At 69.9% G+C, this 26,690-nt stretch carries 25 protein-coding genes; 14 read left to right on the top strand and 11 right to left on the bottom strand.

What is annotated here, in order from left to right; genetic code table 11:
- Positions 1–171: 171 nt before the first annotated feature.
- The 6 genes from ACFYXH_RS02015 to ACFYXH_RS01990 all read right to left on the bottom strand — a co-directional run bounded on the left by ACFYXH_RS02015 (position 172) and on the right by ACFYXH_RS01990 (position 6,475).
- Positions 172–1,110, bottom strand: coding sequence for a hypothetical protein (locus ACFYXH_RS02015; RefSeq protein WP_389559788.1), 939 nt, complete (start codon positions 1,108–1,110; stop codon positions 172–174).
- A complete protein-coding gene (locus ACFYXH_RS02010) occupies positions 1,110–1,838 on the bottom strand; it encodes an RNA polymerase sigma factor (RefSeq protein WP_389560624.1) in 729 nt (242 codons plus the stop codon). Before ACFYXH_RS02010 ends, ACFYXH_RS02015 begins: the two co-directional genes overlap by 1 nt.
- Before the next feature lie 754 nt (positions 1,839–2,592).
- A complete protein-coding gene (locus tag ACFYXH_RS02005) occupies positions 2,593–3,177 on the bottom strand; it encodes a hypothetical protein (RefSeq protein WP_389559786.1) in 585 nt (194 codons plus the stop codon).
- Positions 3,178–3,236: 59 nt separating this feature from the next.
- Positions 3,237–3,743 (bottom strand): hypothetical protein, encoded by a 507-nt coding sequence (locus tag ACFYXH_RS02000; protein WP_389559784.1) that lies wholly within the window; start codon positions 3,741–3,743, stop codon positions 3,237–3,239.
- A 182-nt stretch (positions 3,744–3,925) separates the two neighbouring features.
- Complete coding sequence (locus ACFYXH_RS01995) at positions 3,926–4,612, bottom strand: DUF4328 domain-containing protein (protein ID WP_389559782.1); 687 nt, start codon at positions 4,610–4,612, stop codon at positions 3,926–3,928.
- Positions 4,613–4,852: 240 nt separating this feature from the next.
- A complete protein-coding gene (locus ACFYXH_RS01990; protein ID WP_389559780.1) occupies positions 4,853–6,475 on the bottom strand; it encodes a glycoside hydrolase family 20 protein in 1,623 nt (540 codons plus the stop codon).
- 126 nt (positions 6,476–6,601) lie between these two features.
- Between ACFYXH_RS01990 and ACFYXH_RS01985 the strand changes: the two genes are divergently transcribed.
- The 6 genes from ACFYXH_RS01985 (at position 6,602) to ACFYXH_RS01960 (ending at position 11,547) form a co-directional block, all read left to right on the top strand.
- On the top strand, positions 6,602–7,246 hold the full coding sequence (locus ACFYXH_RS01985) for a 2-oxo-4-hydroxy-4-carboxy-5-ureidoimidazoline decarboxylase (RefSeq protein ID WP_389560623.1): 645 nt from the start codon (positions 6,602–6,604) through the stop codon (positions 7,244–7,246).
- Between the two features lie 167 nt (positions 7,247–7,413).
- Positions 7,414–7,794 carry a succinate dehydrogenase, cytochrome b556 subunit gene (sdhC, locus tag ACFYXH_RS01980; RefSeq protein WP_326652107.1) on the top strand — a complete coding sequence of 127 codons (381 nt, stop codon included), beginning with the start codon at positions 7,414–7,416 and terminating at the stop codon, positions 7,792–7,794.
- 8 nt (positions 7,795–7,802) lie between these two features.
- The gene (locus ACFYXH_RS01975) at positions 7,803–8,279 is read left to right on the top strand and encodes a succinate dehydrogenase hydrophobic membrane anchor subunit (RefSeq protein ID WP_327325632.1); all 477 of its coding nucleotides are present in this window, start codon (positions 7,803–7,805) and stop codon (positions 8,277–8,279) included.
- A 20-nt stretch (positions 8,280–8,299) separates the two neighbouring features.
- Positions 8,300–10,054 carry a succinate dehydrogenase flavoprotein subunit gene (gene sdhA, locus ACFYXH_RS01970; protein WP_389559778.1) on the top strand — a complete coding sequence of 585 codons (1,755 nt, stop codon included), beginning with the start codon at positions 8,300–8,302 and terminating at the stop codon, positions 10,052–10,054.
- Positions 10,054–10,812, top strand: a complete 759-nt coding sequence (locus ACFYXH_RS01965; RefSeq protein ID WP_385303895.1) for a succinate dehydrogenase iron-sulfur subunit — start codon at positions 10,054–10,056, stop codon at positions 10,810–10,812. Before sdhA ends, ACFYXH_RS01965 begins: the two co-directional genes overlap by 1 nt.
- A 192-nt stretch (positions 10,813–11,004) precedes the next feature.
- Positions 11,005–11,547: a hypothetical protein gene (locus tag ACFYXH_RS01960; protein WP_389559776.1), complete on the top strand. Its 543-nt coding sequence runs from the start codon at positions 11,005–11,007 to the stop codon at positions 11,545–11,547.
- Positions 11,548–11,556: 9 nt separating this feature from the next.
- Here ACFYXH_RS01960 and ACFYXH_RS01955 read toward each other — a convergent pair whose 3' ends face one another.
- From ACFYXH_RS01955 to ACFYXH_RS01945, 3 genes are read right to left on the bottom strand one after another with little or no spacing between them, the layout of a single operon-like run.
- The gene (locus ACFYXH_RS01955; RefSeq protein WP_389559774.1) at positions 11,557–13,725 is read right to left on the bottom strand and encodes a DUF4132 domain-containing protein; all 2,169 of its coding nucleotides are present in this window, start codon (positions 13,723–13,725) and stop codon (positions 11,557–11,559) included.
- A 59-nt stretch (positions 13,726–13,784) separates the two neighbouring features.
- Positions 13,785–14,084 carry a hypothetical protein gene (locus ACFYXH_RS01950; RefSeq protein WP_389559772.1) on the bottom strand — a complete coding sequence of 100 codons (300 nt, stop codon included), beginning with the start codon at positions 14,082–14,084 and terminating at the stop codon, positions 13,785–13,787.
- Between the two features lie 30 nt (positions 14,085–14,114).
- The gene (locus ACFYXH_RS01945) at positions 14,115–14,558 is read right to left on the bottom strand and encodes an Lrp/AsnC family transcriptional regulator (protein ID WP_362678620.1); all 444 of its coding nucleotides are present in this window, start codon (positions 14,556–14,558) and stop codon (positions 14,115–14,117) included.
- 77 nt (positions 14,559–14,635) lie between these two features.
- On the opposite strand from ACFYXH_RS01945, the gene ACFYXH_RS01940 reads away from it, so the two are divergent.
- On the top strand, positions 14,636–15,559 hold the full coding sequence (locus tag ACFYXH_RS01940; protein WP_389559770.1) for an SMP-30/gluconolactonase/LRE family protein: 924 nt from the start codon (positions 14,636–14,638) through the stop codon (positions 15,557–15,559).
- On the opposite strand, the gene ACFYXH_RS01935 is transcribed toward ACFYXH_RS01940, so the two are convergent.
- Positions 15,495–16,025 carry a MarR family winged helix-turn-helix transcriptional regulator gene (locus ACFYXH_RS01935; RefSeq protein ID WP_389559768.1) on the bottom strand — a complete coding sequence of 177 codons (531 nt, stop codon included), beginning with the start codon at positions 16,023–16,025 and terminating at the stop codon, positions 15,495–15,497. The two genes, ACFYXH_RS01940 and ACFYXH_RS01935, sit on opposite strands and share 65 nt — an antisense overlap.
- An 80-nt stretch (positions 16,026–16,105) precedes the next feature.
- Here ACFYXH_RS01935 and ACFYXH_RS01930 point away from each other — a divergent pair, with 80 nt between their 5' ends.
- The 5 genes from ACFYXH_RS01930 (at position 16,106) to ACFYXH_RS01910 (ending at position 21,727) form a co-directional block, all read left to right on the top strand.
- The gene (locus ACFYXH_RS01930) at positions 16,106–17,365 is read left to right on the top strand and encodes an MFS transporter (RefSeq protein WP_389559766.1); all 1,260 of its coding nucleotides are present in this window, start codon (positions 16,106–16,108) and stop codon (positions 17,363–17,365) included.
- Positions 17,366–17,370: 5 nt separating this feature from the next.
- A complete protein-coding gene (locus ACFYXH_RS01925; protein ID WP_389559764.1) occupies positions 17,371–19,851 on the top strand; it encodes a DUF4132 domain-containing protein in 2,481 nt (826 codons plus the stop codon).
- Between the two features lie 234 nt (positions 19,852–20,085).
- Positions 20,086–20,529 (top strand): hypothetical protein, encoded by a 444-nt coding sequence (locus tag ACFYXH_RS01920; RefSeq protein ID WP_389559762.1) that lies wholly within the window; start codon positions 20,086–20,088, stop codon positions 20,527–20,529.
- Between the two features lie 5 nt (positions 20,530–20,534).
- The gene (locus ACFYXH_RS01915; protein WP_389560621.1) at positions 20,535–21,014 is read left to right on the top strand and encodes a DCC1-like thiol-disulfide oxidoreductase family protein; all 480 of its coding nucleotides are present in this window, start codon (positions 20,535–20,537) and stop codon (positions 21,012–21,014) included.
- 11 nt (positions 21,015–21,025) lie between these two features.
- Positions 21,026–21,727, top strand: a complete 702-nt coding sequence (locus ACFYXH_RS01910) for a TetR family transcriptional regulator (RefSeq protein WP_389559760.1) — start codon at positions 21,026–21,028, stop codon at positions 21,725–21,727.
- A 60-nt stretch (positions 21,728–21,787) separates the two neighbouring features.
- Here ACFYXH_RS01910 and ACFYXH_RS01905 read toward each other — a convergent pair whose 3' ends face one another.
- The gene (locus ACFYXH_RS01905) at positions 21,788–24,232 is read right to left on the bottom strand and encodes an MMPL family transporter (RefSeq protein ID WP_389560619.1); all 2,445 of its coding nucleotides are present in this window, start codon (positions 24,230–24,232) and stop codon (positions 21,788–21,790) included.
- A gap of 159 nt (positions 24,233–24,391) precedes the next feature.
- Between ACFYXH_RS01905 and ACFYXH_RS01900 the strand changes: the two genes are divergently transcribed.
- Both ACFYXH_RS01900 and ACFYXH_RS01895 read left to right on the top strand, forming a co-directional pair.
- Positions 24,392–25,078 (top strand): response regulator transcription factor, encoded by a 687-nt coding sequence (locus ACFYXH_RS01900; RefSeq protein WP_389559758.1) that lies wholly within the window; start codon positions 24,392–24,394, stop codon positions 25,076–25,078.
- Positions 25,075–26,652: an ATP-binding protein gene (locus ACFYXH_RS01895; RefSeq protein WP_389559757.1), complete on the top strand. Its 1,578-nt coding sequence runs from the start codon at positions 25,075–25,077 to the stop codon at positions 26,650–26,652. Before ACFYXH_RS01900 ends, ACFYXH_RS01895 begins: the two co-directional genes overlap by 4 nt.
- Positions 26,653–26,690 lie beyond the last annotated feature (38 nt).

The raw sequence follows: 26,690 nt of genomic DNA, 5'->3' as shown, positions 1-26,690 counted from the left end.
GCGCCAAGCCGTAGGTACGGGGGGAACCCCGGCTCAAGCGCGGCCGATGACCAGTCGGCTCACTCTCTACTGCGCCATTGGCTCAAAAAACGTCACACCTGGGTGATCCGATACCGGCAGCGGTGGAGAAACCACAGGTCAGACAGGCTGCGGAGCAACCTGGGGCGAGGCTCAGCGTGTGCTCACGGAGGGGACAGTCGGGGATTCGGCGGGCAGAGGTGACCAGGACACGGGCGGCAGCGATCCGCCGCCCGGCCGGCCGTCGTCCGAGTCGGAGCCGTCGCCGCTCTGTCCGTCGCCGCCGTCGTCACCGCCGTCGCCGTCGCTGTCCCCGCTGAGCACCCGGTCGCAGAACCGCTCCACACGCTCCGGCCCCTTGGCCGTCGCCTCCAGTCGCCGCTTGCGCTCCGGGGCGATACGGCCGCTGCGGTAGTCGCGGCAGGCCTCGGCCGTCTTGCGGTACCACTCGGCGTTCCGGTCGCCCCTCTTCTTGCCGGCGTCGCCCTGCTGCTTGCCGTCGTCGTCCGGCTTCCCGCCGTTCGCCTGGTCCGGATGCCGACCGGGCCCACCGCTCGGCGAGGGCGACACCGGCGGCGTACTGATCCCGCCCGGGGTCTGCGACGGGGAGTCCGGTCCGCCGCCGGTCGGCGAATCCGAGACCAGCGGCCCGGGAGTCGCGGCGGCCGAGATGGAGGACGCGGGCAGCGGATCGTCGTTGCTGAAGGGGCCGGGCAGCATGCCGGTGCCGGCCGCGACCGCCACTCCGCCGAGCGCGCAGCCGGCCATCGCGGCGGCGATGCCGAAGCGCACCGGACGCCCGAAGCGCAGTCCGGGCGCCGAGCGGGTGGAGCGAGCGAGTCGTACGGTGCCGATGGTGTCGCCGGCGGGCGCTGCGGCGTCGGCCCTGGCCTTGCGGAAGGCGGCCAGTGCGGCGGCCTCGCCCGGCATTTCGCCGTCGTCGGAGTAGTCGGCCCGGCCCACGCCGTCCAGCGCACGGGAGAGTCGCGCGGCCTGGATACGGGCGTGTTCATCGGCGGCTTCGACCGGTTCGCCCCGCAGCAGTCGCTCCGCAGCATCCTTGTCAAGCCACTCGTACCGCTCGTCGGCCATCACATGTCCTTCTGCGTCCGCAGGCGTGAATGCGTCACACCGGCGGGTGCCGTCGAGCCCGGTCGGGGGCCTCGCTGCGGCGGTACGCCGCCGAGATCCGCCGCGCCCGTACGGAGGTTGTCCAGGTCCGCGCCGTCCGCGAAGCCCGCACCGTCCGAACCATCCGCACCGTCCGCACCGTCCGCGCCCAGCAGCTCGGCCAGCCGCTTCAGGCCACGGTGCGCCGCTGTCCGTACGGCACCCGGCCGCTTGCCGAGCGTCTTGGCCGCGCTCTTCGCGTCGAGGCCGACCACGACGCGCAGTACGACGGCCTCGGCCTGGTCCTGCGGCAGCTGGGCGATGAGCTCCATGGTGTGGCCGGTGGCGAGGGCCTCCATGGCCTGGTCCGCGGTGTCCGACTCTGCGGGCATCCCGGTGAGTTCACTCTCGTCGCCGCCGACGGCGGGGCGCCGGCCCCGCATACGTATGTGGTCGAGAGCGCGATTGCGGGCTATACGTGCGGCCCAGCCCCGGAAGCGGTCCGCGTCGCCGCTGAACCGGTCGAGGTCGCGGGCGATCTGCAGCCAGGCCTCCGAGGCCACGTCCTCGGCCTCCGACTCGCCAACCAGAGTCCGGACATATCCATGCAACCGCGGGTGCACAGCGCGGTACACAGCACGGAAAGCGTCCTCGTCCCCGTCCTGAGCCGCGAGCACCGCGGCGGTCAACTCCGCGTCGTCCCCCAGCACTCCCTCAACCCGTCCTGAATCGCAGCTGGTCACCACTGCCGCGCCGCCCTGTACGCGAATCAGCACGCTACGTCCTCCTACCGAGCCGCGTCCACATTTTGTACAACCCGCAACAACATGCTGACACAGCGGGGTGTGACAGAAAACGCACGCTCGGCGCTGAGAGAAGTACGGGGCCGCTCCGCGGCCCTGGCGAACGACGACCGGGGCCTCTCCTGTGGGGGGTGGCGGCCCCGGTCGTCCTTCCACATCCGCGAGCAACTGTCAGGCGGGGCCGAGTCGCTGGAACGGCGGCCCCGGCGTCCGCGGGACACAGTCGAGCCCCCGCGCGCGGGCGGCCTCAGCCGATGGCGCGATGGGGACCTGCATTCGTCAGCCGGCGGACCCTGGGTCGTGGCCCGTCAGCGACTCCCAGTCCACACACAGCGAGGCGATCCCGCCCTCCACCGCCTCATCGCGGGGAGCGCTGCCTCCAGCTCGTCGATCCTCCACTCGGCTGAAGCCACGTGGCGTCCAGCAATCCCGCACACCTCTGGCGGAGCGCCAAATACGCGGGCCCCGACCCGTCCGATCCGCTTCAGACACGCACCCCGGACTCACAGCCCGGCGGAACACGATCACTCAGGCGGCCGCTCACCGGCTGCGGGGCGTTCCGGGCCGGCAGACACCTCCCGCCCACCGGCCTCGGCGAGCGCCGGGCCCGGGTCAGCTCCCGGGGGCCCCAGCCGTCCGCGGCGGCCTCGAGCCGCGCGCGTCAGCGCTTGACGCGCGCACGGCGCGAGACAACCGCGCGCAGCACCCGCTGCCCCTCGGTCGACACATCCAGCGCCTGGCGCAGCCCGACGCCCCCCTCCGCGTCCGCCAGGATCTCCAGGATCTGGACCTGACGGCGCAGTTCACCGGCGACCAGCGGACCCGCGCCGTCCGGCTCGCCCTCACGGCAGCGCTTCAGCACGTCGACCACATCGGCCGCCTCCGGTACCTCGGTACCGGGACCCGCATCGAAGCGGTGGTGGAGTTCGAGGGCCGCGACGGAGCAGTCGTCCGCCCACTCCCGCAGCGGATCCACCTCCCACTCGGAGGGCGCGGCGCCGAGCATCTGCCGTACGAGAGCGGCGGCTTCGTCGTCGACGGCCGCGCTCTCCATGGTCTGCCTGGCCTCCGCGAGGCGTACGGACCAGTCCTCCTCGCCTTCCACCAGCCCGGCCCAGAGCGGACGCAGCGCATCGGCCTCGGACGCGAGCAGCGGCAGACAGCGGTCCAGGCAGGCGAGCCCGCTCGCGGCCAGGCCTCGCTCATCCGCCTGTGCCATCAGTTCCCTCAGGCTCTTCGACGCCATGGACGCCTCCCGTCGCGGACGCAGTACTTCCTCTTACTGCGCCCCGTGGCTCAAATGCGTCACTCCGACAGACCGGGAATTCCCAGTCCATCGAGGAATCGGAAGAAGAGTTCCTCGGCGAAAGGCTCGGGCCGCTTGGCGCAAAGTACCCCCTTCAGGGCCTCCGCCGCCATGGCCGTGCCGGCTTCCTCCGCCCACTCCGCCGCCCGCCGCGCCGCGTCCTCGGCGGTCAGGAAGAGGTCGTCGAGCACCATGCCGCTCGTACCCAGATACCCGGCCATCGCCTCCCTGGCCAGGCACGCGTACCAGGATCCGCTGTCCGGCGCCGCCGCCTCCACGACCACGCAGTCACTGTCCATGACGAAGCCGAAGAGCACCGGCGAACCCATCGACCGGGCGAGCGCGCCCATATCGCCGATATCGGGCTCGCTCGGGTGCTGCCAGATCTGCCAGCCGTCCGCTCGCTGCTGGTACAGCGTCAGATTTCCCCGTACGCCTGCGAGCGCACCCTGCTCCGTGAGCGGCTGCCCACTCCTGCCCACGACGTAGTAGCCCGAGAACCCCATACCCCGCTCCCCCCATGCCGGAGGCACCAGCCTGACCCGGAGGAACCGTCATACGTCACTCGCACACACATGCGCCACAACTCTGTTACATTCTGCCCACTTGGAACTCGGCCTGCGCAGCGCCCAGTTGGGACCGCCGCGGCCGCGACCCCGCGGTGTGAGCCCGCGCGCCCCGGGCGGGCTCACACCGCGACCTCCTGAGGGCCCCGCACGGCCTTGACGCTCTGCATGCGCGTCAGCCTGCGGACGACGAGGATCGCCAGCAGCGCGGCCACGATGTCGACGACGTCGGTGACGATGAACGCGTTCGCGGCCGTCCTGAACGCCTCCGCCGTCTTGGCATCGTCGTACTGCCTGCTCGCGACACGGTCGATCAGCAGCGAGATGATCCACGCCGTCCACCAGGCGTTGAGGACGGCCTGCGACTCCCCCTTCGACCTTCCGTACGGGTCCTGCCGGCTCGCCACCCAGATGTCACCGGCGACCCCGCGCGGGATCCACAGATTGCCGATCGGGATGAACCAGCCGCCGATCGCCCAGCCGGGGCCACGGCTCTGCAGATCCGGCGCGAACACGCCGGCGTTGATCCGTACCCGGTGGAACCAGATGATGAAGAGCACGGCCGCCGCCAACAGCCCGATGGACTGAAGCCCGCCCGCCATGGCGATCAGCACGTCCGCCCGCTCCAGGTCCTCATCCGCGAAGATCTCGAACCTGTCTCCCGGCAGCGGACCCACCACTCCGCGGAGATTGACCGAGGCGAAGACGGAGAAGAGGTCGGCCACGACGACGAACGAGAGCAGCGCCACGACGGCGTACGAGAGTCCGACCGGCGAGCGCAGTGCGGATGTGGGCCTGGAGTAGCCCATCGGGGGGCGAGCAGGCGGCGGAGTGCTGTTGGCCGCGGCTACCGAGCAGCCATCGCAGAGGCCCTCCCCGGTCGTGGCCGTATTCGTTTGGCAGTTCGAGCAGAGCATGGCTGAGCGGACCCCCCACGGGTGAGACGACACCCCTCCCCAGAGGCGTCACAGAATCGCGGCCGCACAATGTGCGGCCGCCAGCGGAAGATATGTCTCCCCGGCGGCGACCGTCCAGCGTGAATCCGCGGCTCAGCCCAGCTTCCGGGCCAATTGGTCGAAGGCTTGCCAACTGCGCACCGGAGGGCGTGGGTCCCACAGCTTCTGGGCCGTCGCCCGCAACGGCATGGCGATGCCGCGTGCGACCTGGTCCTGGGTCTGCGCCTGGGAGAGGTCGGACCAGACCGCGAAGCGGCCGCCCAGGATCTGGTCCGAGTACGTCCGGGGCACCGGCTGCGTACCGCGGATCACGAAGGGCGTCCACTGCTCATAGATCCGGCGGCCCGTCGGATAGCGGAAGGTCTGCGGCTGGCCGAGCACGTAGTACATGTACTCGTCATTGACATTGACCACCCGTCGGCCCTCGCGCAGATACTCCTCCGGCGGCCGCGCCCCGATCTCCTTGCCCGTCCAGTACTCGACCTCGAGATCCTTGTCCGCGGTGACCACACCACCCCGGAAGAAGCCGTCGTTCCAGGCCTTGAGCTTGCGGCCCAGCGGGCGCAGCACCGCCGCACGGTCGTTCACCCACGCGGTCGCCAGGTCCTGGACCCCCGCGTTCGGCCCGTATTTCTGGCGGGCGACGGCCGCGAGCTGCGGGAAGGACACCTCCGGGTTCTTCCTGGTCAGCGCCTGGTACTCGTCCCCGCCGAGATGCCAGTACGCGCCGGGGAACAGCTCCGCGTACTCCTTCAGCAGTTCGTCCACGATCTTCGCCGACGCGGGCTGTCCGATGTCGATCGCCCCGGGCACGGACCTGCCCGCCGCGTCCCGCAGTTGGAGCTGCGGATGCGCGTCCAGCACCGCGCCGAGGTGGCCGGGGGAGTCGATCTCCGGGATGACCGTGATGTGCAGCCGGGCGGCCAGGTCCACGATCCGCCGCACCTCGGCCTTGGTCAGATGCTCGCGCGAGACGATCTCGGGATGCGAGTCCGACGCGATACGGAAGCCCTGGTCGTCGGAGAAGTGCAGGCCCAGCTGGTTGAGCTTGAGGTCGGCCATCTCGTGCAGCCGGTCCTCGATCCAGCCCGCCGTGTAGTGCTTGCGCGCGATGTCGACCATCAGCCCGCGCTGCGGCCGGTCCGGTTGATCCCGTACGACACCTTCCGGCATCGCACCCCCGGACCGCACCGCCTGCTTCAGCGTCCGCGTCCCGTAGAAGACCCCGGCCTGGTCAGGGCCGGAGATGGTGACCCGCCCGCCACGGGTGCGGACGGTGTACGACTCGGGCTTGCCCTTCGGTGGGGTCGCGAGCGCCAGCTCGACGTCGCCGGCGCGGGCGGCAACCGCGCCCCGGTAGCCGAGCTTCAGCTCCTTCGCGATCAGTTGACCCTCGTCGGCGAGTGCCCCGCTGCCCTTGGCGATGACGACCCCGCCGCCAGCCTGGGGCCGCCAGCCAGGACCGCGGGCCGGCTCAAAGGTGCGTACGGACGGGATGGTGTCGGGCGCCTTCGAGAGGGGGTACGTCCTGGAGGGCGACGGCGTGGGCGCCGCGGCCACGGGTGTCTTCCCGGCGCCGCGCACATCGCTGCCCGTCCCGCCGGGTGCACCGCTCGAGCAGCCGGTCAGCGTCATCGAGAAGGCCGCGGCTGCGGCAACGATCGCGCCGGTGAACCCTGCGCGCCCAGAGTGCCGTCTCACTCGGATTCCTCCCATATCTGGCGTAACTATGGCGAAGCACCCCCCATCAAGGTCTATCACGCGATGCGGAACTCTCTCGTCCGGGTGAATATCGCGCATCCGTCGGACAGCTCCTGCCCGGCCTGGATAGCGTTATGAACCATCCATCACTTGTCTCCCAGCCGTCCCGCTGTCCCGTTCGAGGAGCCCACGCTGTCCAGCGAATCCCACGCCGGCCTCCCGAAGCGACCGCCGCCACTCCACCACAGTCACCGAGCCCTCGACCCTTCGGCCATACCCTCCCCGCGTCACGGCGCGCCGGGCCTCGCGCATTTCAACGCCGCCCCCGCCGACCTGGCCGAAGCCGTGCTGCTCGCCTGCTGCGGCAGCCGCCGCTGGGCCCAGCGTGTGGTCGCCCACCGCCCCTATCCCGACCTCGACGCGCTGCTCGCCGCCTCCGACGAGGCCGGTTACGACCTCTCACCCGCCGACCTCTCCGAGGCCCTCTCCGGAGAGTCCTCCGCCGGTCTGCACCCCGGCGCGCCGCAGGCCGCGCAGACCGCGCTCTCCGCCGCCCACGCCGCGTACGAGAGCCGCTTCGGCCACGCCTTCGTGATCAGCCTGCACGGCTACCACCCCGACGAATATCTCGACCAGGTACTGGCCGGCATCCGCACCCGCCTCGCGCACGAGCCGGACGAGGAGCGGGCCGTCTCCGCCGAGGAGCTGCGCGGCCTCGCCCGCTCCCGATTGGCACATGTAGTGGCCAACCATCCGGAATCAGACGTCGCAGGGGCTTCCCGATAGCCCGTCCGAGGCTGTTTGATTGCCTGTTTGATCACACCTGCGGACCCCGGGCGAACGAACCGACAACTCGTCGCTACGATGGCCGGGGCCGGTGGACCGTACCCGGCCGGGCCAGACCGACCCCCCAAGCCGGCAGGCCCCAATCCCCGCTCCCGGAGGGTTCTGCCGTGCCGGCTGGAACGCTGTACCGCGGCCGGGAAGGAATGTGGTCCTGGGTGGCTCATCGAGTCACCGGCGTCCTCATCTTCTTCTTCCTGTTCGTACACGTGCTGGACACCGCACTCGTCCGCGTCTCTCCCGAGGCGTATGACAGTGTCGTTGCCACGTACAAGACGCCGATCGTCGCGCTGCTCGAATACGGCCTGGTGGCCGCCATTCTCTTCCATGCGCTCAACGGCCTGCGTGTCATCGCTGTGGACTTCTGGTCCAAGGGCCCGCGCTACCAGAAGCAGATGTTCTGGACCGTCATGGCCATCTGGTTCGTGCTGATGGTGGGCGCCCTGTACCCGGTGCTCGGCCACGCCGTACGTGAACTGTTCGGGAGCTGACGCCAGACATGTCTGCTGACACCTCTTCCGTGATCGGTCCCGTCGAGGGCGAGAGCCTCTACGACGTGGACAATCCGGCCCCGTACATCGAGGCGCCTCGCCGGCGCACCAAGAAGACCCCGAAGTCGACCCGCGGCAACTTCGAGATGGCCGCATGGCTCTTCATGCGCCTGTCCGGTGTCGTCCTGGTTGTCCTGGTCATCGGACACCTGCTGATCCAGCTGGTGCTCGACGGCGGCGTCTCCAAGATCGGCTTCGCCTTCGTGGCCGGCCGTTGGGCGTCCCCGTTCTGGCAGACCTGGGACCTGCTGATGCTGTGGCTCGCCATGCTGCACGGCGCCAATGGCCTCCGTACCGTCATCAACGACTACGCGGAGCGCGCCAACACGCGCCTGTGGCTCAAGGGCCTGCTGTACACCGCCACGGTGTTCACCATCCTTCTGGGCACGCTGGTGATCTTCACCTTCGACCCGAACATCCGCTAAAGCCGGGGCTGACGAGACCAATGAAGATCCATAAGTACGACACCGTCATCGTCGGCGCGGGCGGCGCCGGCATGCGCGCGGCCATCGAGTCGACCAAGCGCAGCCGTACCGCCGTACTGACGAAGCTGTACCCGACCCGCTCCCACACGGGCGCCGCGCAGGGTGGCATGGCCGCCGCGCTCGCCAACGTGGAGGAGGACAACTGGGAGTGGCACACCTTCGACACGGTCAAGGGCGGTGACTACCTGGTCGACCAGGACGCCGCCGAGATCCTGGCGAAGGAGGCCATCGACGCCGTCCTCGACCTGGAGAAGATGGGCCTGCCGTTCAACCGGACGCCGGACGGCACCATCGACCAGCGCCGCTTCGGCGGGCACTCGCGCAACCACGGCGAGGCGCCGGTCCGCCGGTCCTGCTACGCCGCGGACCGCACCGGTCACATGATCCTCCAGACGCTGTACCAGAACTGCGTCAAGGAGGGCGTGGAGTTCTTCAACGAGTTCTACGTCCTGGACCAGCTGATCACTGAGGTCGACGGCGTCATGAAGTCGGCGGGTGTGGTCGCGTACGAGCTGGCCACCGGCGAGATCCACATCTTCCAGGCGAAGGCCGTCATCTACGCCTCGGGCGGCACCGGCAAGTTCTTCAAGGTGACCTCCAACGCGCACACCCTGACCGGTGACGGCCAGGCCGCCTGCTACCGGCGCGGACTGCCGCTGGAGGACATGGAGTTCTTCCAGTTCCACCCGACGGGCATCTGGCGCATGGGCATCCTGCTGACGGAGGGCGCCCGTGGTGAGGGCGGCATCCTCCGCAACAAGGACGGCGAGCGCTTCATGGAGAAGTACGCGCCCGTCATGAAGGACCTCGCCTCGCGTGACGTCGTCTCGCGCTCCATCTACACGGAGATCCGCGAGGGCCGCGGGTGCGGTCCCGAGGGCGACCACGTCTACCTGGACCTGACCCACCTGCCGCCGGAGCAGCTGGACGCCAAGCTCCCGGACATCACCGAGTTCGCGCGTACGTACCTCGGCATCGAGCCCTACACGGACCCGATCCCGATCCAGCCGACCGCGCACTACGCCATGGGCGGCATCCCGACCAATGTCGAGGGTGAGGTCCTGCGGGACAACACCACCGTCGTTCCCGGTCTGTACGCCGCCGGTGAGGTCGCCTGCGTCTCGGTGCACGGCGCCAACCGCCTGGGCACCAACTCGCTGCTGGACATCAACGTCTTCGGCAAGCGGGCCGGCATCGCCGCGGCCGAGTACTCCGCGAAGAACGACTATGTCGAGCTTCCCGAGGACCCGGCGGCGTTCGTCCAGGAGCAGGTCGAGCGGCTGCGCAGCGCCACGGGCAACGAGCGGATCGCGGAGATCCGCCGCGAGCTCCAGGAGTGCATGGACGCCAATGTGATGGTGTTCCGTACCGAGCAGACGATCAAGACCGCCGTCGAGAAGATCGGCGAGCTGCGCGAGCGCTACCTGAACGTCTCGGTCCAGGACAAGGGCAAGCGGTTCAACACCGACCTGCTGGAGGCCATCGAGCTGGGGAACCTGCTCGACCTGGCCGAGGTCATGGCTGTCTCCGCACTCGCCCGCAAGGAGTCCCGCGGCGGTCACTACCGCGAGGACTACCCCAACCGCGACGACGTCAACTTCATGCGCCACACCATGGCGTACCGCGAGGTGGGCGACGACGGCATCGAGTCGATCCGGCTCGACTACAAGCCGGTCGTCCAGACCCGCTACCAGCCGATGGAGCGTAAGTACTGATGGCTACTCCCGTACTGGACAAGGTGGAGGCGGAGAGCGCCGCCTCGCCCTACATCACGGTCACCTTCCGGATCCGCCGCTTCAACCCCGAGGTCTCCGACGAGGCCCAGTGGCAGGACTTCCAGATCGAGATCGACCCCAAGGAGCGTGTGCTCGACGCCCTCCACAAGATCAAGTGGGACGTCGACGGTTCGCTCACCTTCCGGCGCTCCTGCGCGCACGGCATCTGCGGCTCCGACGCGATGCGGATCAACGGCAAGAACAGGCTCGCCTGCAAGACGCTGATCAAGGACATCAACCCGGAGAAGCCGATCACGGTCGAGGCCATAAAGGGCCTCACGGTCCTCAAGGACCTGGTCGTGGACATGGAGCCGTTCTTCCAGGCGTACCGCGATGTGATGCCCTTCCTCATCACCAAGGGCAACGAGCCGACGCGTGAGCGTCTGCAGACCGCCGAGGACCGCGAGCGCTTCGACGACACCACCAAGTGCATCCTGTGCGCCGCGTGCACCTCCTCGTGCCCGGTGTTCTGGAACGACGGCCAGTACTTCGGCCCGGCGGCGATCGTCAACGCGCACCGCTTCATCTTCGACTCGCGCGACGAGGCCGGCGAGCAGCGGCTGGAGATCCTCAACGACAAGGACGGCGTGTGGCGTTGCCGCACGACGTTCAACTGCACGGACGCCTGCCCGCGCGGTATCGAGGTCACCAAGGCGATCCAGGAAGTGAAGCGGGCGCTGATCACGCGTCGCTTCTGAGCTCTGAGCCTCTGCGCTTGTGGGCATCTGGACTTCCGGGCAACGGTAGTTGCCGATGCGGTACGAAGGGTCCCGCCTCCCGGTCCTGGGAGGCGGGACCCTTCGCCGTACGGCTTCACTTCACCGACGAGGGCGATACCTGGCAGGATCGGTTCTGTCTGACATGCGCAGCAGGAAAGCGGGGACGAGAGTATGAGCGAGCCGAATCCGTACGCGGACGGAGAGCCCGAGTACAAGTGGGGGCCGACGCAGCCGCCGGGGACGCCGGCGTACGGCTACCCGAATCCGGCGCCAGGGTACGGATATCCCGGCCAGGGCACCCCCGACTACAGCCAGACGCAGCCTGCTCTGCCCATCCCTACGGGCGGTCCGCCCGCTCCGATGGGTGGCGCGCCGCTGGTGTCGATCGGTGACATCACCGTCATGGGCGACTCGATCGTGACGCCCGCCGGCACCCTCCCGCTGAGGGGCGCGGTCTGGAACGCGACGGACATGTCGCGCACCGAGGAGAAGATCCCGGCGCACGCCATTGTGCTGGCGGTCGTGTTCTTCATCTTCTGTCTGCTGGGTCTGCTCTTCCTGTTGATGAAGGAGAAGACGACCACGGGCTTCATCCAGGTCACGGTGACGAGCGGCGGCCGGCACCACTCGACGATGATCCCGGCCCGGGGTCCCGAGAGCTTCCAAATGGTGATGGGCCAGATCAACTACGCGCGCTCGCTGAGCAGTATGTGACGACACCCTCTAGAGCTGGCTGGTGATCGTGGCGTCGGTGATCTCCGTGTCCTTGGCGAGCATCATTGCCTTGCTGAGGATCACGGCGAGCATCCGGTCACCCTCGAAGGGCAGGTATCCGGCGTTCACCGCGCCGCTGCCCGCCGACGGGACGATGCACAGATAGCGCTCGTGCGGATCGATCAGGATGTTGCCCGAGCCGAGATGGATCCGGTACGTGTGCCGATCTCCGCGGACCCGCAGGAAGCGGCCGTCGACCGTGCAACGGTCGGCGATCGCCAGCCGCGGGACGAGCCGAGTGAGCAACTCGCGGCGGGTCGCGGCCGTTTGGGACAGCTCGCCGAAGCCGTACGAGGTCCAGTACTCCCGGAAGCGGCCGCCGGGTCCGCCGTCCTGCCAGGTGGGGTCGTTGCCGACGGAGGCCACGCCCACGAACAGGTCGACGTCACGCAGGACTTCGGAGAGCACGAGCTCGGGTATGCCGGTGAGCGGCAGCGGGTCGACGGGTGTCCCGTCCTGCCATCTGCCGCCTTGGCGGTAGGCGCCGCCGCCCGCGTGCGCCCGGTTGCCGGGGGCGTCGATCGGATAGAAGCGGACCTGATCGGTGACGACGCGGGTGTACGCGCCGGAGTCGGTGAGGTCGTCGTCCTCCCTGCCGCCGACGCCCTCGATCCAGTACTCGGCGCGCAGCCCCCACTGCGGCAACTCCCTTACCGCGGGCGGGTACGAGTCGTCGACGCTGAGCCGGAGCCGGGCCGTCCAGCCGCGGACCGCGGCCAGGGAGTTGAACTGGTGCTGGCGCAGGACGTGCCCGGCGAAGCGGTTGGAGTAGGTCCCCGTGGTCCGCTCCGCGTCGGTGAGCGGATACACCTCGCGGTGGGCCTGTTTGAACGGCTGGGTGATGCGCCCGGCCTCCAGCCGCTCCTGCCAGGCGGCGACCTCGGACGCCGGGCGGGAGACCGGGTGCCAGAGCTCGACGACGGCAGCGTCGGTGGCGCACACCGGGTCGCCGTCCAGCGTGTGCACATCGGTGCCGTGGAAGTACGCAGGTGTGTCGCCGATCATCCAGATCAGCCGGCGGGCGAGCGTGCCGACCAGCGGGTGGTCGAGACAGCGCTTGCGCCAGTCCCGGTACGTCCAGGTGCGGCGGGCCAGGAACTGCCGGTCCAGCCGCTCGGCCTGCGCGGTGAGCATCTTGTCGATGTCCTTGACGGCGGCCTTGAGCTCCTTGAGCCCGTCCGGGAAGTCGCGCTTCACGACCGCGGGCACGCTCTTGACGGCCTTGCCCGCGGCATTGCGCCAGGACAGCACCGCCTTGTTGCCGTGCACCTCCAACAGGGCGGTGGATTCGCCCAGTTCGTACTGGCCGTGCCCGACACCGGTCAGTCCGTACGCCGGTACGGCGAGCTCCTCGATCTCCTCCCGGCTCAGACCGAGGGCCTGTGCGCGGGCCTCGAGAGCGGCGCTCAGCTGTTTGAGCGTGCCCTTGTAGGTGACGCGCGTGGACAGCCGCGCCAGTTCGGCGAGGGCCGCGTCGCCGTCCGTACGGGAGAGCCCGGTCACGCCGGCGTTGGCGACCTTCGGGTTGCGCGGGCCGACTTGGGGGACTTTGCGCAGAGACGTCTCGACGAGGGCGCCAAGGACGCGTGCGGTGTCCTGGCCGGCCGGCAGCAGGGCAGTCAGCCAGGCGACTCCGCGCAGGGCGTCGGCGTTGAACGGGTCGTACAGGCTGTTGGGATCGGCCCCGTGCGGCCTCGCGTACAGCTGGATCGTCCGTGGCCGTCCCACGAGCTGGAGCCAGCTCAGCACCGCGTCCCGTACGGCCCCGGTACCGATCTCGTCGATCAGCTCGCGGCCGGTCTGCTCCCATGTGCCGGTGGGCTTGGCGGAGGTGGCGGTCCGCAGATGCTTCAGCAGCCGCCGCCCGGCGTCGCCGAACCGGGCCGCGTCCGCCAGGGCCTGGTCCGCCCACGCCTCACCGGGGTTGAGGACGGGATCCACGACCCGCTTCAGTACGAGGGAGAGTTCGGGAGCGACGCCGTAACTGTCCAGCAGGGAACGGCGCAGCAGGGCGACGAACGCGCCGGGCAGTTCGCGTCCCGCGTCCAGTTCGCCCTTCGCCAGCGTGATCAGCTCGTGGTACGCGTGGAAGGAGTGGGCGGTGCTGAGCTCTTCCATACGCGTGAGCCGATCGGCGGAGACGACGTCCTGCGGGAGCCCGCGCCCGCCCGTCCCCATCAGCCACCCACCAGCGGAACGAGCTTCAGGAAGGTGACCTCCGTGGCGCTGCCGAGTTCGAGCTGCTGGTCCAGCTCCTCGATCTGCCGGTCCCCGACCAGCACCAGGAAGCCGTTGCGCCCGAACGCCTCGATGGCGCGCTCGTACGCGCCCCTGGCGTCCTGGCCGTCCACGACTTCCTCGAGCACCCTGCGCCGTATCAACTCGCGCAGCGCGAGGCGTTCCTCCGCGACCTCCAGTCCCAGAGCGTCGCGGCGTTCCCCCGATGTCGTCTCGTCGACGAAGGTCACCATTCCCATGCCGAGAACAGTAGAAGCCACCACTGACAATCAGTCCTGACGGGGGGAGACCGGCCGCTCGAAGAAGGTCTCCAGCGAGACGGTGGCCTGCGTGCCGCTGACGCCCTCGATGGCGTACAACCGCCGCAGCACGTCCTGGAGTTGCTCGGTGGTGGCGGTGCGCACCTTCACCAGCACGGACGCGCTGCCCGCGATGATGTGCGCTTCCTGGATCTCGGAGATCGCGGCGAACGCGGCGCCCGACTCCCCCATCCAGACGGACGATTCGACCATGACGAAGGCGAGCACGCCCCGCCCCAGCGCCGCCGGGTCCACCTCCACCGTCGTACGGCGGATGACACCACGCTCACGCAATTTCCTTACCCGCTCGTGCGCGGCGCCGGCCGAGAGGCCTACGGCCTTGCCCAGCGCCGCGTAGGCCTGGGTGGCGTCCTGCTGGAGCAGGGCCACAAGCTCACGATCGATGTCATCCACGCTTGCGACCATACCTCATACTGCGATACGGATACTCCACGGAATACCGTTCAGTCACAGAACTAGGGGACTCAACCATGTCCAGTACTATCCGCCCCTCGATATACGAGATCCTGGATGATCGCTTCCGCACCGGACGCTGTGCCAACGGCGACGAGCGGCTGGAGACGCTCCACGACGGCTGCCGCTGGGCCGAGGGCCCGCTCTATCTGCCCGCCTGGCGGCAGCTGATCTGGAGCGACATCCCCAACGACCGCATGCTGCGCTGGGACGAGGCGACCGGTGCGATCAGCCTCTTCCGCTCTCCTGCCGGCCACAGCAACGGCAACACGCTCGACCGCGAGGGCCGGTTGATCAGCTGCGAGCAGGGCAACCGACGCGTGACCCGCACCGAACCGGACGGCACGCTCACCGTCCTCGCCGACCGCTTCGAGGGCAAGCGACTCAACAGCCCGAACGACGCGGCCGTACGGTCCGACGGCTCAGTCTGGTTCTCCGACCCCGACTTCGGCATCACCAGCGACTACGAGGGCTTCCGCGCCGAGAGCGAGATCGGCGCCTGCAACGTCTATCGCGTGGACCCGGCCACGGGCGAGGTCCGCCTGGTCGCCGACGGCTTCGGCGGCCCCAACGGCCTGGTCTTCTCGCTCGACGAGCGGCAGTTGTACGTCTCCGACACACGCGCCGGCCAGATCCGCGTCTTCGACGTACGCGAGAACGGCACGCTCTCGGACGGCAAGGTCTTCGCCGAGGCGGCGGACGGCATCAGCCGTTTCGACAATATCCGCTTCGACGACGAAGGCCGGCTGTGGGCGGCGGCCATGGACGGCGGAGTGCACTGCTACGACCCGGACGGGACCCTGATCGGCCGGATCGTCGTCCCCGAGGCGGTCTCCAACATCGCCTTCGGCGGCCCGAAGAACAACCGGCTGTTCATCACGGCGACGACGAGTCTGTACTCCCTGGTGATGTCGGTGACGGGTGCTCGGCGGCCAGCATGACGCGTCGCAGCATGTCGTTGAGCTGCTTCCGTTCATCCTTGGAGAGGACCCCGAGCAGCCGGTACTCCTCGTCGCCGAGGACGTCCATCGCGCCCAGCCAGGTCGCCCGGCCCGACTTCGTCAGTTCCACATCGACCCGGCGGCGGTCGGTTGTGGAGGGCGTACGGCGGATGAACCCGCGTTTATCGAGCGCGTCCAGGCGGCCGGTGACCGAGGCCGGGGCCAGGTCGAGGTCCGCGGCGAGTTCGGAGGGAGCCGCCTTGCCGCCGCGGCCCGCGAGCTTGTGCAGGGTGTCGAACTCATGGCGTTCCAGGGCGAAGTCGAGCAGGGACTGTTCCCGCACCCGACGCAGATGCACGGAGAGTTTCTTCATCCGCGTGACCGCGCCCTCGATGTCGGGGTCGAGGTCGGGCAGGACGGGCCTCCATCGCTCCACATGTCCGTCGGTCCAGTCGCGGTGCTCCATGGCCGCGATGGTACTGGGGTGTACTTCGGGAGGAGATATTTCGTTGACGAATAGTTAGGTACCGAAATAGTTTGGCCTTCATGCCACCGCATCCTCTGCGCACGCGCGCCTTCCGGCTGCTGTTCCTCGGCCGCACACTGTCCTTGCTCGGCGACGCCGCGATTCCCGCCGCGCTGGCCCTCGCCGTGTACGAAGCCACCCGATCGACCGGCGCGCTCGCGCTTGTACTGGGCTGTGCGATGGTCCCGAAGCTCCTGCTGCTGCCGCTCGGCGGCGTCGTCGGGGACCGGTTCAACGCCCGTACGGTCGCGCTCGTCACCGACGCCGTACGGTGTCTCACCCAGCTCCTCGTGGGAGTGGAACTCCTCGGCGGCGAGCCCCGGTTGTGGCACATCGCCGTCGCCGAGGCGGTCGGTGGCGCGGCAGGCGCCTTCGCGATGCCGACCGTCTCGCCGCTGATCACCGGGACGGTCGAGGCGGACGGGCTGCGCAAGGCCAACGCGGTGATGGGCGTTGCGCAGAGCGCCACCCGGCTCGGCGGACCCGCGCTCGCCGGACTGCTGATCTACACCGTCGGACCCGGCTGGGCCTTCGTACTCGACGCGGCGAGCTTCGCGGTGAGCGCCGTGCTGCTCGCGGCTGTCCGCGTACGGCACGTGCCCATACCGCGGCGGTCGCTGCTCGCCGACCTCAAGGAGGGCTGGACCGAGGTCCTCGCCCGCGACTGGTACTGGACCAGCCTCCTCGCGCACGCCGCGTGGAACGGCGCGGCCGCCGTACTGATGACGCTCGGCCCCGCCATCGCGGTAAGCGAGTTGGGCGGGCAGGGCACCTGGGTCGCGCTGCTCCAGACCGGCGCGGTCGGACTGCTGCTGGGCTCGCTGATCGCCGCGCGGGCCCGGCCCGAGCGGCCGGTCCTGGTGGCCAATCTGGGCCTTGCGGCCTACGCGCTGCCGCTCGGGCTGCTGGCCCTTTCCGCGCCCGCTCCGCTGACCATCGCGGCGTACGGCGTCGCCCAGGCCGGGCTCGGCTTCCTCTCACCGGTCTGGGCGACCTCGGTCCAGCAGGCGATCCCGGCGCATGCGCTGGCCCGGGTCACCTCGTACGACTGGCTGCTCTCGCTCGGCGCGATGCCGCTCGGGTACGCGCTGGCACCGCTGGCCGCCTCGGCATGGGGCCCTTCGGTGCCGCTCGCGGTCGCGGCGGTCGTGGTGGGCGCGGCCTGCCTGGGCACGGCGGCGGTTCCGGGAGTGCGCCGGTTCAGGGCCGCCGGGGCCGTTGTCAGTGGTGCGCCGTACCGTCGGAAGGAGTTGAGCTCGGGGAGGGGACCGGCACGATGACACCGATGACGGACGGCCTGGAGACCAGGCTGTACGAGGCGGGGTGGCAGGAGCGCACGGGCGAGGGGCCGCCGGTGCAAGAACTGCTGGAGTCGCTGGACGAGCCTGAGCAGCGGCAGGCCGCGCTCTGGTTCCACCAGAACGTCATCGGCGGCGGCGCGGACGATGTCAATCTGGGGGCGCTCGGCTGGGTGGTGTCGCGGCAGCTCGACTGGACTGCGCAGCAGGCCGACGAGCTGCTCGGGCGGCTGGCGGGCAAGCGTGCGCAGGTCGATCTGCTCACCCTGCTGCGGGAGTTCGAGCCGCTGGTGGGGCCCGCACTGACGGCGGCCCGCACGGCCGGGGCGTACGACCGGGAGCTGGTGCGGTCGCTGCGCCGATGGATGCCGTTCGCGGCGCGCGGGTCCGAGAGGATGCGGGAGCAGCTCGACGAGCTGGCGGGGGCTGAGCCCGCCGCCACCGGCCTTACGGACGAACTGCTCGACGGGTTCGACGATTACGGACCTGCGATGCGGGCCGCCCACAGCGCGCTGCTCGCCGCTCCTGGCGTCAACGACCTCCTGTGGCACTGCATGGGCCAGGACAAGTTGCGCGCCACCAAGCGGTGGCGCAAGAAGGCGGCGGCGCTGCTGGACCAAGCGGAAGGCGGTCCCGAGGTGGTGCGGGCGCTGCTGGAGGGGATGGCGGGGCAGCGGGAGCATCCGGTGGCGGCGCCCGCCTGGGTCGGCGGGTACACCCTGCCGGGGATCGCGGCGGAGGGCAGCACCCGGCTGCTGCGCGGGCTGTTGTGGGCCGCCGCCGATGTCGAGGCGGACTGGGTGGTGCCGGCCGTCGGCGCGGTCGCACTCAACGCCGGCACGGGGACGCGCGGTTCCGGCGGTGACTGCCGCAGCGGCAGGATGGCCACGACCGCGGTCTCCGTCCTCGGCGACTTCGGCGGTACGCAGGGCGAGCAGGCCGCCGACTGGCTCGGCCAGCTCCGGCGCAAGATCCGCAACCGCACGGTGGTCAAGGGCATCAGCGCCTCCCTGCAGGCTGTCGCCGAGCGCGGCGGGATCACTCCGTCCATGCTCAGGGAACGGGCGGTGCCGTCCGTGGGCCTCGACGCGCGCGGCATCCGCGAGGAGCCGCTCGGCGACTACACCGTGGTGCTGTCGATCACCGCTTCCGCGGCGGCCACGCTCTCCTTCCGAGGGCCGCAGGGCCGGGTGCTGAAGTCCGCGCCGAAGGCCGTCCGGGAGGAGTTCGGTGACCAACTGACGGGCATCCGGGCAGCGTTGAAGCAGCTGCGGACCCTGCTGCCGGTCGAACGGGTGCGGCTCGAGGAGCATCTGATGGCGGGCACCCAGTGGGCGTCCGGCGACTGGGAGCGGTACTACATCGACCATCCGGTGACCGGCACGCTGTCGCGCAGCCTGCTCTGGGAGGCGAGCGCGGACGGCGGCGAGCAGTGGATTGCCGGACTGCCGGAGCGTACGGCCGGCGGCTGGGCGCTGGCCGGGGCGGACGGCACGGCGGCCCCGGTGACGGACGGCTCCGTGTTGCGGCTCTGGCATCCGGTGCGCGCCGACGCCGACGAGATACGGATCTGGCGCGAGGAGCTCGCCGAACGCGAGCTGCGCCAGCCGTTCAAGCAGGCGTTCCGGGAGGTCTATCCGCTCACCCCGGCCGAGGAGGAGACCCGCGGCTACTCCAACCGCTTCGCCGGACACATCCTGCGCTACAACCAGGCGAAGGCGCTGATGGTGGAGCGCGGCTGGCTGGGCAACCACCTGGGGTACGGCGAGGGATACGCGGCGGAAATGGTGCGGGAGCTGCCGCGCGCCGGTGAACTGAACGCTTCCGACAGCGAGTTCTGGCGGGCCCGGTTCCATGTCGAGCTGGTCGAGCAGCGGTCGGACGGCGCAATGGCGTCCCTGTGCTCCACGGACCAGCTGCGCTTCGAGCGGCGGCACGGGGCGCGCGGACCGTGGGAGCGGGCCGACCTCGTCGACGTACCGCCGCTGGTGCTGACGGAGGCGATGCGGGACGCGGACCTGTTCGTGGGGGTCGCGTCGATCGGGGCGGACCCGCAGTGGCGGGACCGCGGTGAGGAGCGCGCGTACGACGGGTACTGGGAGGGCTGGGCGTTCGGCGAGCTCACCGAATCGGCGCGGATACGGCGGGAGTCGCTGGCCCGCCTGCTGCCGCGGACCCGGATCGCGGACCGTGTGGAGCTCACGGAGCGGTTCCTGCGGGTGCGCGGTGAGCTCCGCACGTACAAGATCCATCTCGGCTCGGGCAACATCCTGATGGAGCCCAACGACGCCTATCTCTGCATCGTGGTGGACCGTTCGGCGGTCGGCGGGAGCGGGGAGCGACTCTTCCTGCCCTTCGAGGAGGACGGCGGACTGCTGTCGGTGATCATGTCGAAGGCGTTCCTGCTTGCCGACGACGAGAGGATCACCGACCGCACGATCACGGCTCAGCTGAGGCGCGACAGGTAGGCGGCCCTGACCGCCGGCCAGGAGCGGCCACTCCAGCCCGGAGAGTCGACCGGCCCAGAGCAGCAGCACCACTGTCGGGCGCTGACCTGCCCTCTCGCAAGAGTGCGTCACCCGGCCGAGGTTGGAGCCCCGACGCCCTCCCCTCCCCTGGTTCCCAGCTGACTTGAACATGTTCAAAAGGAGGTCTACAGTCCATGGCACCAGCTTTTGAACGCGTTCAAGGGAGGGTGGGGCATGGACCTCACTGTTATCGCGTACGTCATCTATCTGCTGATCAGCGTCGCCCTCACCATCTGGGTGGCCCGCACGCTCAGCCAGAACGGCCGGGTCTTCCTCGCCGACGTACTCCAGGGGAACGAGAAGCTCGCCGATGCCGTGAACCACCTTCTGGTGGTCGGCTTCTACCTGGTGAATCTGGGCTTCGTCGCCCTCTACCTCAAGGCCGCCGACGCCGTCGCCGACGCCCGCGGACTCTTCGAGGCGCTCTCGGTGAAGATCGGCGTCGTGCTCCTCGTCCTCGGTGTGATGCACCTCGGCAATGTCTACGTACTCAACAAGATCCGCCGGCGCGGAGTGATGGAGCGCGAGCAGATACCGCCGGTGCCGCCGCAGGGCTGGACGGGCCAGGCAGGCCAGGGCCCGTGGGCCGCACCCGCCGCCGGTCACGCCGGGGCGTGAGCGCCATGGGCACCCCGGCCCGCACCCCGACCGGCCCCTCGGCCCGCACCCCGACCGGCCCCTCGGCCCGCACCCCGGTCCGCACCCCGGTCCGCAGACTGACCGTCCTGTACGACGCCCAGTGCTCGCTCTGCGTGCACCTGCGGAGCTGGCTCCTGCGGCAGCGCACACTCGTACCGCTGGACCTGGTGCCCGCCGGGTCGGACGAGGCGCGGCGCAGATACCCGCGCCTCGACCACGCCCGGACTCTCAAAGAGATCACCGTCATCGGGGACAGGGGCCAGATCTACACCGGGCCCGCCGCCTGGATCGTCTGTCTCTGGGCCCTGGCCGAACACCGGCCGAAGGCCCACTGGCTCGCCACCCCGGCGGGCGAGCCCTTCGTACGCGTCTCGATGCTCGCGGCGGCCAAGTACCGCGAGGCGACCGCGGCAGGAGGGGCCATCGGTACGCCCTGCGACAACCGGTGCTCCGTCCCCGGTTAGGCTCGGACACCGTGACAGAAGTAAAGGCCGCCAAGAGCGAGCAGACCCGCACGCTCATTCTCGAGACCGCGCTCCGGCTCTTCCAGGAGCGCGGTTACGACAAGACGACGATGCGGGCCATCGCCAAGGAGGCCGGGGTCTCCGTAGGGAACGCGTACTACTACTTCTCCTCCAAGGAACACCTCGTCCAGGGCTTCTACGACCGGATCGCCGCCGAGCACCAGGCGGCGGTCCGGCCCGTGCTGGACCGGGAGACGGATCTGGAGGCCCGGCTCGCCGGGGTGTTGCAGGCGTGGCTGGACATCGCCGCGCCGTACCACGAGTTCGCGGCCCAGTTCTTCAAGAACGCGGCCGACCCGGAGAGCCCGCTCAGCCCCTTCTCCCCCGAATCGGAACACGCCCGCGAGGCGGCCATCGCCGTCCACCGGGAGGTGCTGGCCGGATCGAAGGCCAAGGTGGCGGAAGAACTCGCCGACGTCCTCCCCGAGTTGATGTGGCTCTCCCAGATGGGACTCGTCCTGTACTGGGTCTTCGACCGCTCCGATGGCCGTGAACGCAGCCGACGCCTCGCCGAACGCGGCGCCAGGCTCACCACGCGCGGTGTCGCGCTCTCCCGGTTCCGGGTGCTGCGGCCGCTTGTACGCGAGGTGCACGAGCTGTTCACGGACTTCCTTCCCGGGATGGCGGAGACCGTCGCCGCCCGCAAGAAGTAGCGCGGAACGACGAACGCCCCGGCCGCGGCCCGGGGTGTCCGTCGCACGGGAGCGACGCCGTCAGCGGCTCACTCCCACGTCGGTCAACACCACATCGTGGACCAGCGGATCGCCGCCGATCATGATGTGCCTGACCCAGGGGTCTCGGATCCCCGCCGTCGCCGCCAGCAGATACGCGCCGCCGGCCGGCGCGGACAGGATGTACGAGCCGTCGGCCAGCGACTCCACCCGGTCGACCTGGCTGCCGCCCGGCGAGACAAGGGTGAGGATCGCGTCCCCGACCGGCTCGCCCAGCTCCGTACGGACGAAGCCGTGCACGACGGACGCGCCTGCCGGCGGCCGAAGGCGCTGCCCGGGGACCGCCGGGGCAGCCGGGCCCGAGTACGCGGCCTCCCGCGGCTCCACGGCCAGATGCGGCAGCCGCTTCTCCAGACCGGCAGGCAGCCACCAGTTGGACTTCCCCAGCAGATGCATCGCCGCCGGCACCAGCGCCGTACGCAGGATGAACGCATCCAGCGCCACCGCCGCCGCAAGCCCGATGCCCGCCATCGCGCCCTCCATGTCGCCGCTCAGCACGAACGCGCTGAACACGCAGATCATGATCAGGGCGGCGCAGTTGATGACCCGGCTGGTCTCGGCGAGGCCGACCCGTACCGCCCGCGCGTTGTCCTTCGTATGCACCCACTCCTCGTGCATCCGGCTGACCAGGAAGACCTGGTAGTCCATGGAGAGCCCGAAGAGCAGCGACAGCATGATCACCGGCAGGAACGCGGTGATCGGACCCTCCTTGCCGAGGCCGAGCGCCTCGGCTCCCCAGCCCCACTGGAAGATCGCGACCAGTACGCCGAACGAGGCCGCGGCCGCGATCAGGTTCATCAGGGCCGCCGTCAGCGGGACGACCAGCGACCGGAACGCGATCAGCAGCAGCAGGAAGCCCAGCGCGATGATCGTCCCGATGAAGTACGGCAGTCGGTCACCGGTCACCGCCGCGAAGTCCTTGAAGACCGCGGTGACTCCGCCGACATGGACCTCCTGTCCTGACTGCGGGATCACCTCGTCACGAAGCCGGTCGATCAGCCGGTCGGTCTCCTCGGACTGCGGGGAGGTCGTCGGTACGACCTGGATCACCGCGATACCGGAGTCCGGCGGCGAGGGCAGCGCGACGACCTGGGCGACGCCCTCCGTTCCGCGCACCTCGCCCACCAGCGCCTGGACGGCGGCGGGTTCGGCGTCCCGCGCGACCAGTTGCAGCGGCCCGTTGAAACCGGGCCCGAAGCCCTCGGCGAGCAGGTCGTACGCCTGTCGGGTGGTGGTGTCCTTCCTGTGGTTGCCCTGGTCGGACGCGCCGAGACGCAGCGACAGTACGGGAATGGCGAGCGCCGCCATCACCACGACCGCGACCAGCGCGACCGACTTGGGCCGCTTCTGCACCTGCACGGACCAGCGGGCGGCGGCGCCGTTCGACTCCGTCGGCTCGGGCCCTTCGGCGGCAAGCCTGCGCCGCTGCCGTCGGCTCAGCACCCGCATGCCGAGGACGCCGAGGAGCGCGGGCAGCAGTGTGATCGCGGCGAGCACGCTCAGTACGACGGTGAGCGAGGTCGCGACGACCACACCGTTGAGGAAACGCATGTTCATCACGAGCATGCCGGCGAGTGCGATGCACACCGTGCCGCCGGCGAACAGCACCGCACGCCCGGAGGTGTTCAGCGCGGTGATGGCCGCCTCCTCCGGCGTCGCGCCCCCCATGATGCCCTTGCGGTGCCGAGTCACGATGAACAGCGCATAGTCGATACCGACGCCGAGGCCGATCAACGAACCGAGCAGCGGCGCCACTTCGGGCACATCCGTGGCATGGCTGAGCAGCGTCGTCGACAGCATCCCGGAACCCACCCCGAAGACGGCCACGACCAGCGGAAGCACCATCGCGAAGAGCGAGCCGAAGGCCAGGAAGAGCACGATCGCCGCGGCCGCCATACCGACCATCTCGGCCGTACCGGTCGGCGGCTCCTGGATGCGGGTGATCGCCTGCCCGCCGAGCTCGACCCGCAGACCGCCACGCTCAGCGTCCTGCGCGGTGTCGACGACGTCCTGGACGAGCTCCTTCGGCACGCCGTTGGCCTGCTCGGCAAAGGTCACCTGGGCGTAGGCGATCCGCCCGTCCTTGCTGATCTGTGCCGCGCCCGCCGCTCCAACGTACGGACTCGCGACCTCGCCGACGCCCTTCATGCCCGCGATCTCCTTGAGCGCGGGCTCGATCCGCTCCCGTACCGACCCGTCGCGTACGGAACCCTCGGAGACCCGCCACACCACCGTGTCGGTGTCGCCGGAGCGCTCCGGGAAGGCCTTCACCATCAGGTCGTACGCGTGTGTGGAGTCGGTGTTCGGGAGGCTGAAGCTGTTCGAGTAGTTGGTGCCTGCCGCACTTCCCGCCGCCCCCAGGCCGAACAGTGCCCCCACCCACAGCACCAGGACCACCAGCCGGTGCCGATAGCACCACCGTGCCAATGCCGCCACGATTCCTGCCCCTTCGTCGATCCGTCTCCCCCGGGCCGGTCTCAAGAATCGGCCGCGGATACGGCCCGTGGCGTGGCGCGGCCATGACTCTCAAGGAACTCCAAGACAGTGACCGGCTCCCCGTACGGCGTACACACCGATACTGGGGACATGAACCACGAGGGAGCGACCGTGCTGGTGGTCGAGGACGAGCCGAGCATCGCCGACGTCCTCGCCATCGCACTGCGCTATCACCGTTTTGAGGTGATTACGGCGGGAAGCGTACGGCAGGCCCAGCAGCTGGCCGGGCAGACGCGCCCTGATGTGGCGCTCCTCGATGTGATGCTCCCGGACGGCGACGGACGGGTGCTGGGGCGTGAACTGCGTGCCGCTCACCCGGAGATGGCCGTCGTCTTCGTGACCGCGCGTGACGCTCCTGCCGAGATCGTGGGCGCGCTGGGCTTCGGTGACGACTACATCACCAAGCCGTTCAACGTCGACGAGGTCGTGGCCCGCATCAGGGCAGTACTGCGCCGGACCAGGCCCGCCGATGTGCTGCCGGCGCGACCACCGCTGCGGTACGGGGATCTGGAGCTGGACGATACGACCTACGCGGCACGGCGCGCGGGCAACTCGGTGCAGCTCACGCCCACCGAGTACGCGCTACTGCGCTTTCTCGTGCGCAACGGCGGGCGCATCGTGCCCAAGGAGCAGCTGCTGCGCCATGTCTGGCAGTACGAGCACCAGGCCGAGTCCACCGTGGTCGAGACGTACATCAGCTATCTGCGACGCAAGCTGGATCCGCTGGGGCCACCGTTGATCACCACCCGGCGGGGCGTCGGATACGGACTCGCATGAGGGCTCGCACGACGACTCGCACGAGGACTCGCTCGAGGGCGCGATGGAGGCTTGTCACGGGCCGCATACGGCGTCGGCACCCGCACCGCGGAATTCACTCCCTGCGTGCCAAGCTCACGCTGGTGAATGTGGCGCTGCTGGCCCTCGGCATCGTCGCGGCCACCGCGGTCAGCCTCATGGGCATGCGGCACTATCTGCTGGACCGGGTGGACACAGAGCTGGTCGGGAGCCGCAACGCGCTGCAGCGGACGGGGTTCACCCAGAAGCAGATCGAATCGCTGAGCGCCATCGGAGCGCTGCGCGACCAGTTCGCGCCGGGCACGTCGGACGCCGACAGCCTGCCGCGGCCGGAGACGATCCTCGTCGCCCTCGACCGCGGGGGCGAGCCGATCGGCTTCGCGGGCATCGCACCCATCGAACGGCAGCACAGACTCGCCGCCGCCGTCGATGATCCCGCCGCGCTCGCCGACTCCCCGGTGCCGGTCGACGTGAGCCTCGACTCGGAGCCGTACCGAGCGGTCGGCACACGCCTCGGCGACGGCACGGTCGTCCTGATGGCGACCCACACCGGGGCGGTGCACTCCTCGATGAAGAAGGCCCTCAGGCTCGATGTCGCCTTCGGCACCCTCCTGCTGGGGCTGCTCGCGCTGCTCACCATGCTCGGCGCCAAGCACCGGCTGCGGCCGCTGGAGGACATGGTGGAGACGGCGTCCGCCATCGCCGAGGGCGACCTGACCCGGCGGGTACCGGCCGGACGCGACCCCGTCACCGAGATCGAGCAACTGCGGGTCGCTCTCAACTCCATGCTTCACCAGGTCGAGTCGGCCTTCGAGACGCGCGAGCACAGCGCGGCCCAGCTGCGGCGGTTCGTCGCCGACGCCTCGCACGAGCTGCGTACGCCGCTGTCCGCGATCCGCGGCTATCTCCAGCTCTACGACAAGGGGATGCTGCGCGAGACGGCGGATCGGACCCGGGCGCTGGCCCGGATGAACGCCGAGGCCGACCGGATGGGACGGCTCGTCGAGGAACTGCTCACTCTGGCCCGCCTCGACCAGCAGCCCCAACTGCAGTTGTGTGCAGTCGACTTGAGCCGTCTGGTACGGGACGCTGCGGACGATCTGCGGGCGCAGCAGCCCCAGCGCCCGGTCGCCGTACAGGCCGATGGAGCGATGGTCGTCCAGGGCGACGAGTCGGGCCTGCGGCAGGTCATCGGCAACCTCCTGGCCAATATCCGCGCCCATACCCCGGCCGACGCCCCGGTGCGGGTGGAGTTGGAGCGCGAGGACGGCGACGGCGACGGGCGCGGCTGCGGCCGGGTGCGGCTGCGGGTCGCGGACGAGGGGCCCGGCATGGACCGCGAGGACGCCGACCGCATCTTCGACCGCTTCTTCCGCGCGGGCGGCGGGAGTTCGGACGGGGACGGCGGTCAGCCCGCGGGCAGCGGTCTCGGCATGGCGATCGTGCAGGCGGTGGTCGCCTCGCACGGCGGCGCGGTGACGGTGCAGACCGCGCCGGGTGAGGGCCTGGCGGTGACGGTGGCGCTGCCGGCCGCCGCGCGGACGGTCGCGCCGTAGAACCGAGCCGTAGCCGCAGGAACCGAGCCGCAGAATCC

This window comes from Streptomyces sp. NPDC002730 (assembly GCF_042888805.1).
Classification (GTDB): Bacteria; Actinomycetota; Actinomycetes; order Streptomycetales; family Streptomycetaceae; genus Streptomyces.
The sequence above is the reverse complement of the archived record's forward strand: the minus strand, read 5'-3'. Positions and strand labels throughout refer to the sequence as shown.

Bases quoted from the DNA above. Each gene is read 5' to 3' on its own strand.
- ACFYXH_RS02005 (WP_389559786.1), bottom strand. From the start codon at position 3,177: ATGGCGTCGAAGAGCCTGAGGGAACTGATGGCACAGGCGGATGAGCGA.
- sdhA (WP_389559778.1), top strand. From the start codon at position 8,300: ATGAAGATCCATAAGTACGACACCGTCATCGTCGGCGCGGGCGGCGCC.
- ACFYXH_RS01965 (WP_385303895.1), top strand. From the start codon at position 10,054: ATGGCTACTCCCGTACTGGACAAGGTGGAGGCGGAGAGCGCCGCCTCG.
- ACFYXH_RS01990 (WP_389559780.1), bottom strand. From the start codon at position 6,475: ATGGGAGGAATCCGAGTGAGACGGCACTCTGGGCGCGCAGGGTTCACC.
- ACFYXH_RS01925 (WP_389559764.1), top strand. From the start codon at position 17,371: ATGACGGACGGCCTGGAGACCAGGCTGTACGAGGCGGGGTGGCAGGAG.
- ACFYXH_RS01955 (WP_389559774.1), bottom strand. From the start codon at position 13,725: ATGGAAGAGCTCAGCACCGCCCACTCCTTCCACGCGTACCACGAGCTG.
- ACFYXH_RS01920 (WP_389559762.1), top strand. From the start codon at position 20,086: ATGGACCTCACTGTTATCGCGTACGTCATCTATCTGCTGATCAGCGTC.
- ACFYXH_RS01895 (WP_389559757.1), top strand. From the start codon at position 25,075: ATGAGGGCTCGCACGACGACTCGCACGAGGACTCGCTCGAGGGCGCGA.
- ACFYXH_RS01960 (WP_389559776.1), top strand. From the start codon at position 11,005: ATGAGCGAGCCGAATCCGTACGCGGACGGAGAGCCCGAGTACAAGTGG.
- ACFYXH_RS01900 (WP_389559758.1), top strand. From the start codon at position 24,392: ATGAACCACGAGGGAGCGACCGTGCTGGTGGTCGAGGACGAGCCGAGC.
- ACFYXH_RS01915 (WP_389560621.1), top strand. From the start codon at position 20,535: ATGGGCACCCCGGCCCGCACCCCGACCGGCCCCTCGGCCCGCACCCCG.
- ACFYXH_RS01975 (WP_327325632.1), top strand. From the start codon at position 7,803: ATGTCTGCTGACACCTCTTCCGTGATCGGTCCCGTCGAGGGCGAGAGC.
- ACFYXH_RS01935 (WP_389559768.1), bottom strand. From the start codon at position 16,025: ATGGAGCACCGCGACTGGACCGACGGACATGTGGAGCGATGGAGGCCC.
- ACFYXH_RS01930 (WP_389559766.1), top strand. From the start codon at position 16,106: ATGCCACCGCATCCTCTGCGCACGCGCGCCTTCCGGCTGCTGTTCCTC.
- ACFYXH_RS02015 (WP_389559788.1), bottom strand. From the start codon at position 1,110: ATGGCCGACGAGCGGTACGAGTGGCTTGACAAGGATGCTGCGGAGCGA.
- ACFYXH_RS02000 (WP_389559784.1), bottom strand. From the start codon at position 3,743: ATGGGGTTCTCGGGCTACTACGTCGTGGGCAGGAGTGGGCAGCCGCTC.
- ACFYXH_RS01940 (WP_389559770.1), top strand. From the start codon at position 14,636: ATGTCCAGTACTATCCGCCCCTCGATATACGAGATCCTGGATGATCGC.
- ACFYXH_RS01950 (WP_389559772.1), bottom strand. From the start codon at position 14,084: ATGGGAATGGTGACCTTCGTCGACGAGACGACATCGGGGGAACGCCGC.
- ACFYXH_RS01995 (WP_389559782.1), bottom strand. From the start codon at position 4,612: ATGGGCTACTCCAGGCCCACATCCGCACTGCGCTCGCCGGTCGGACTC.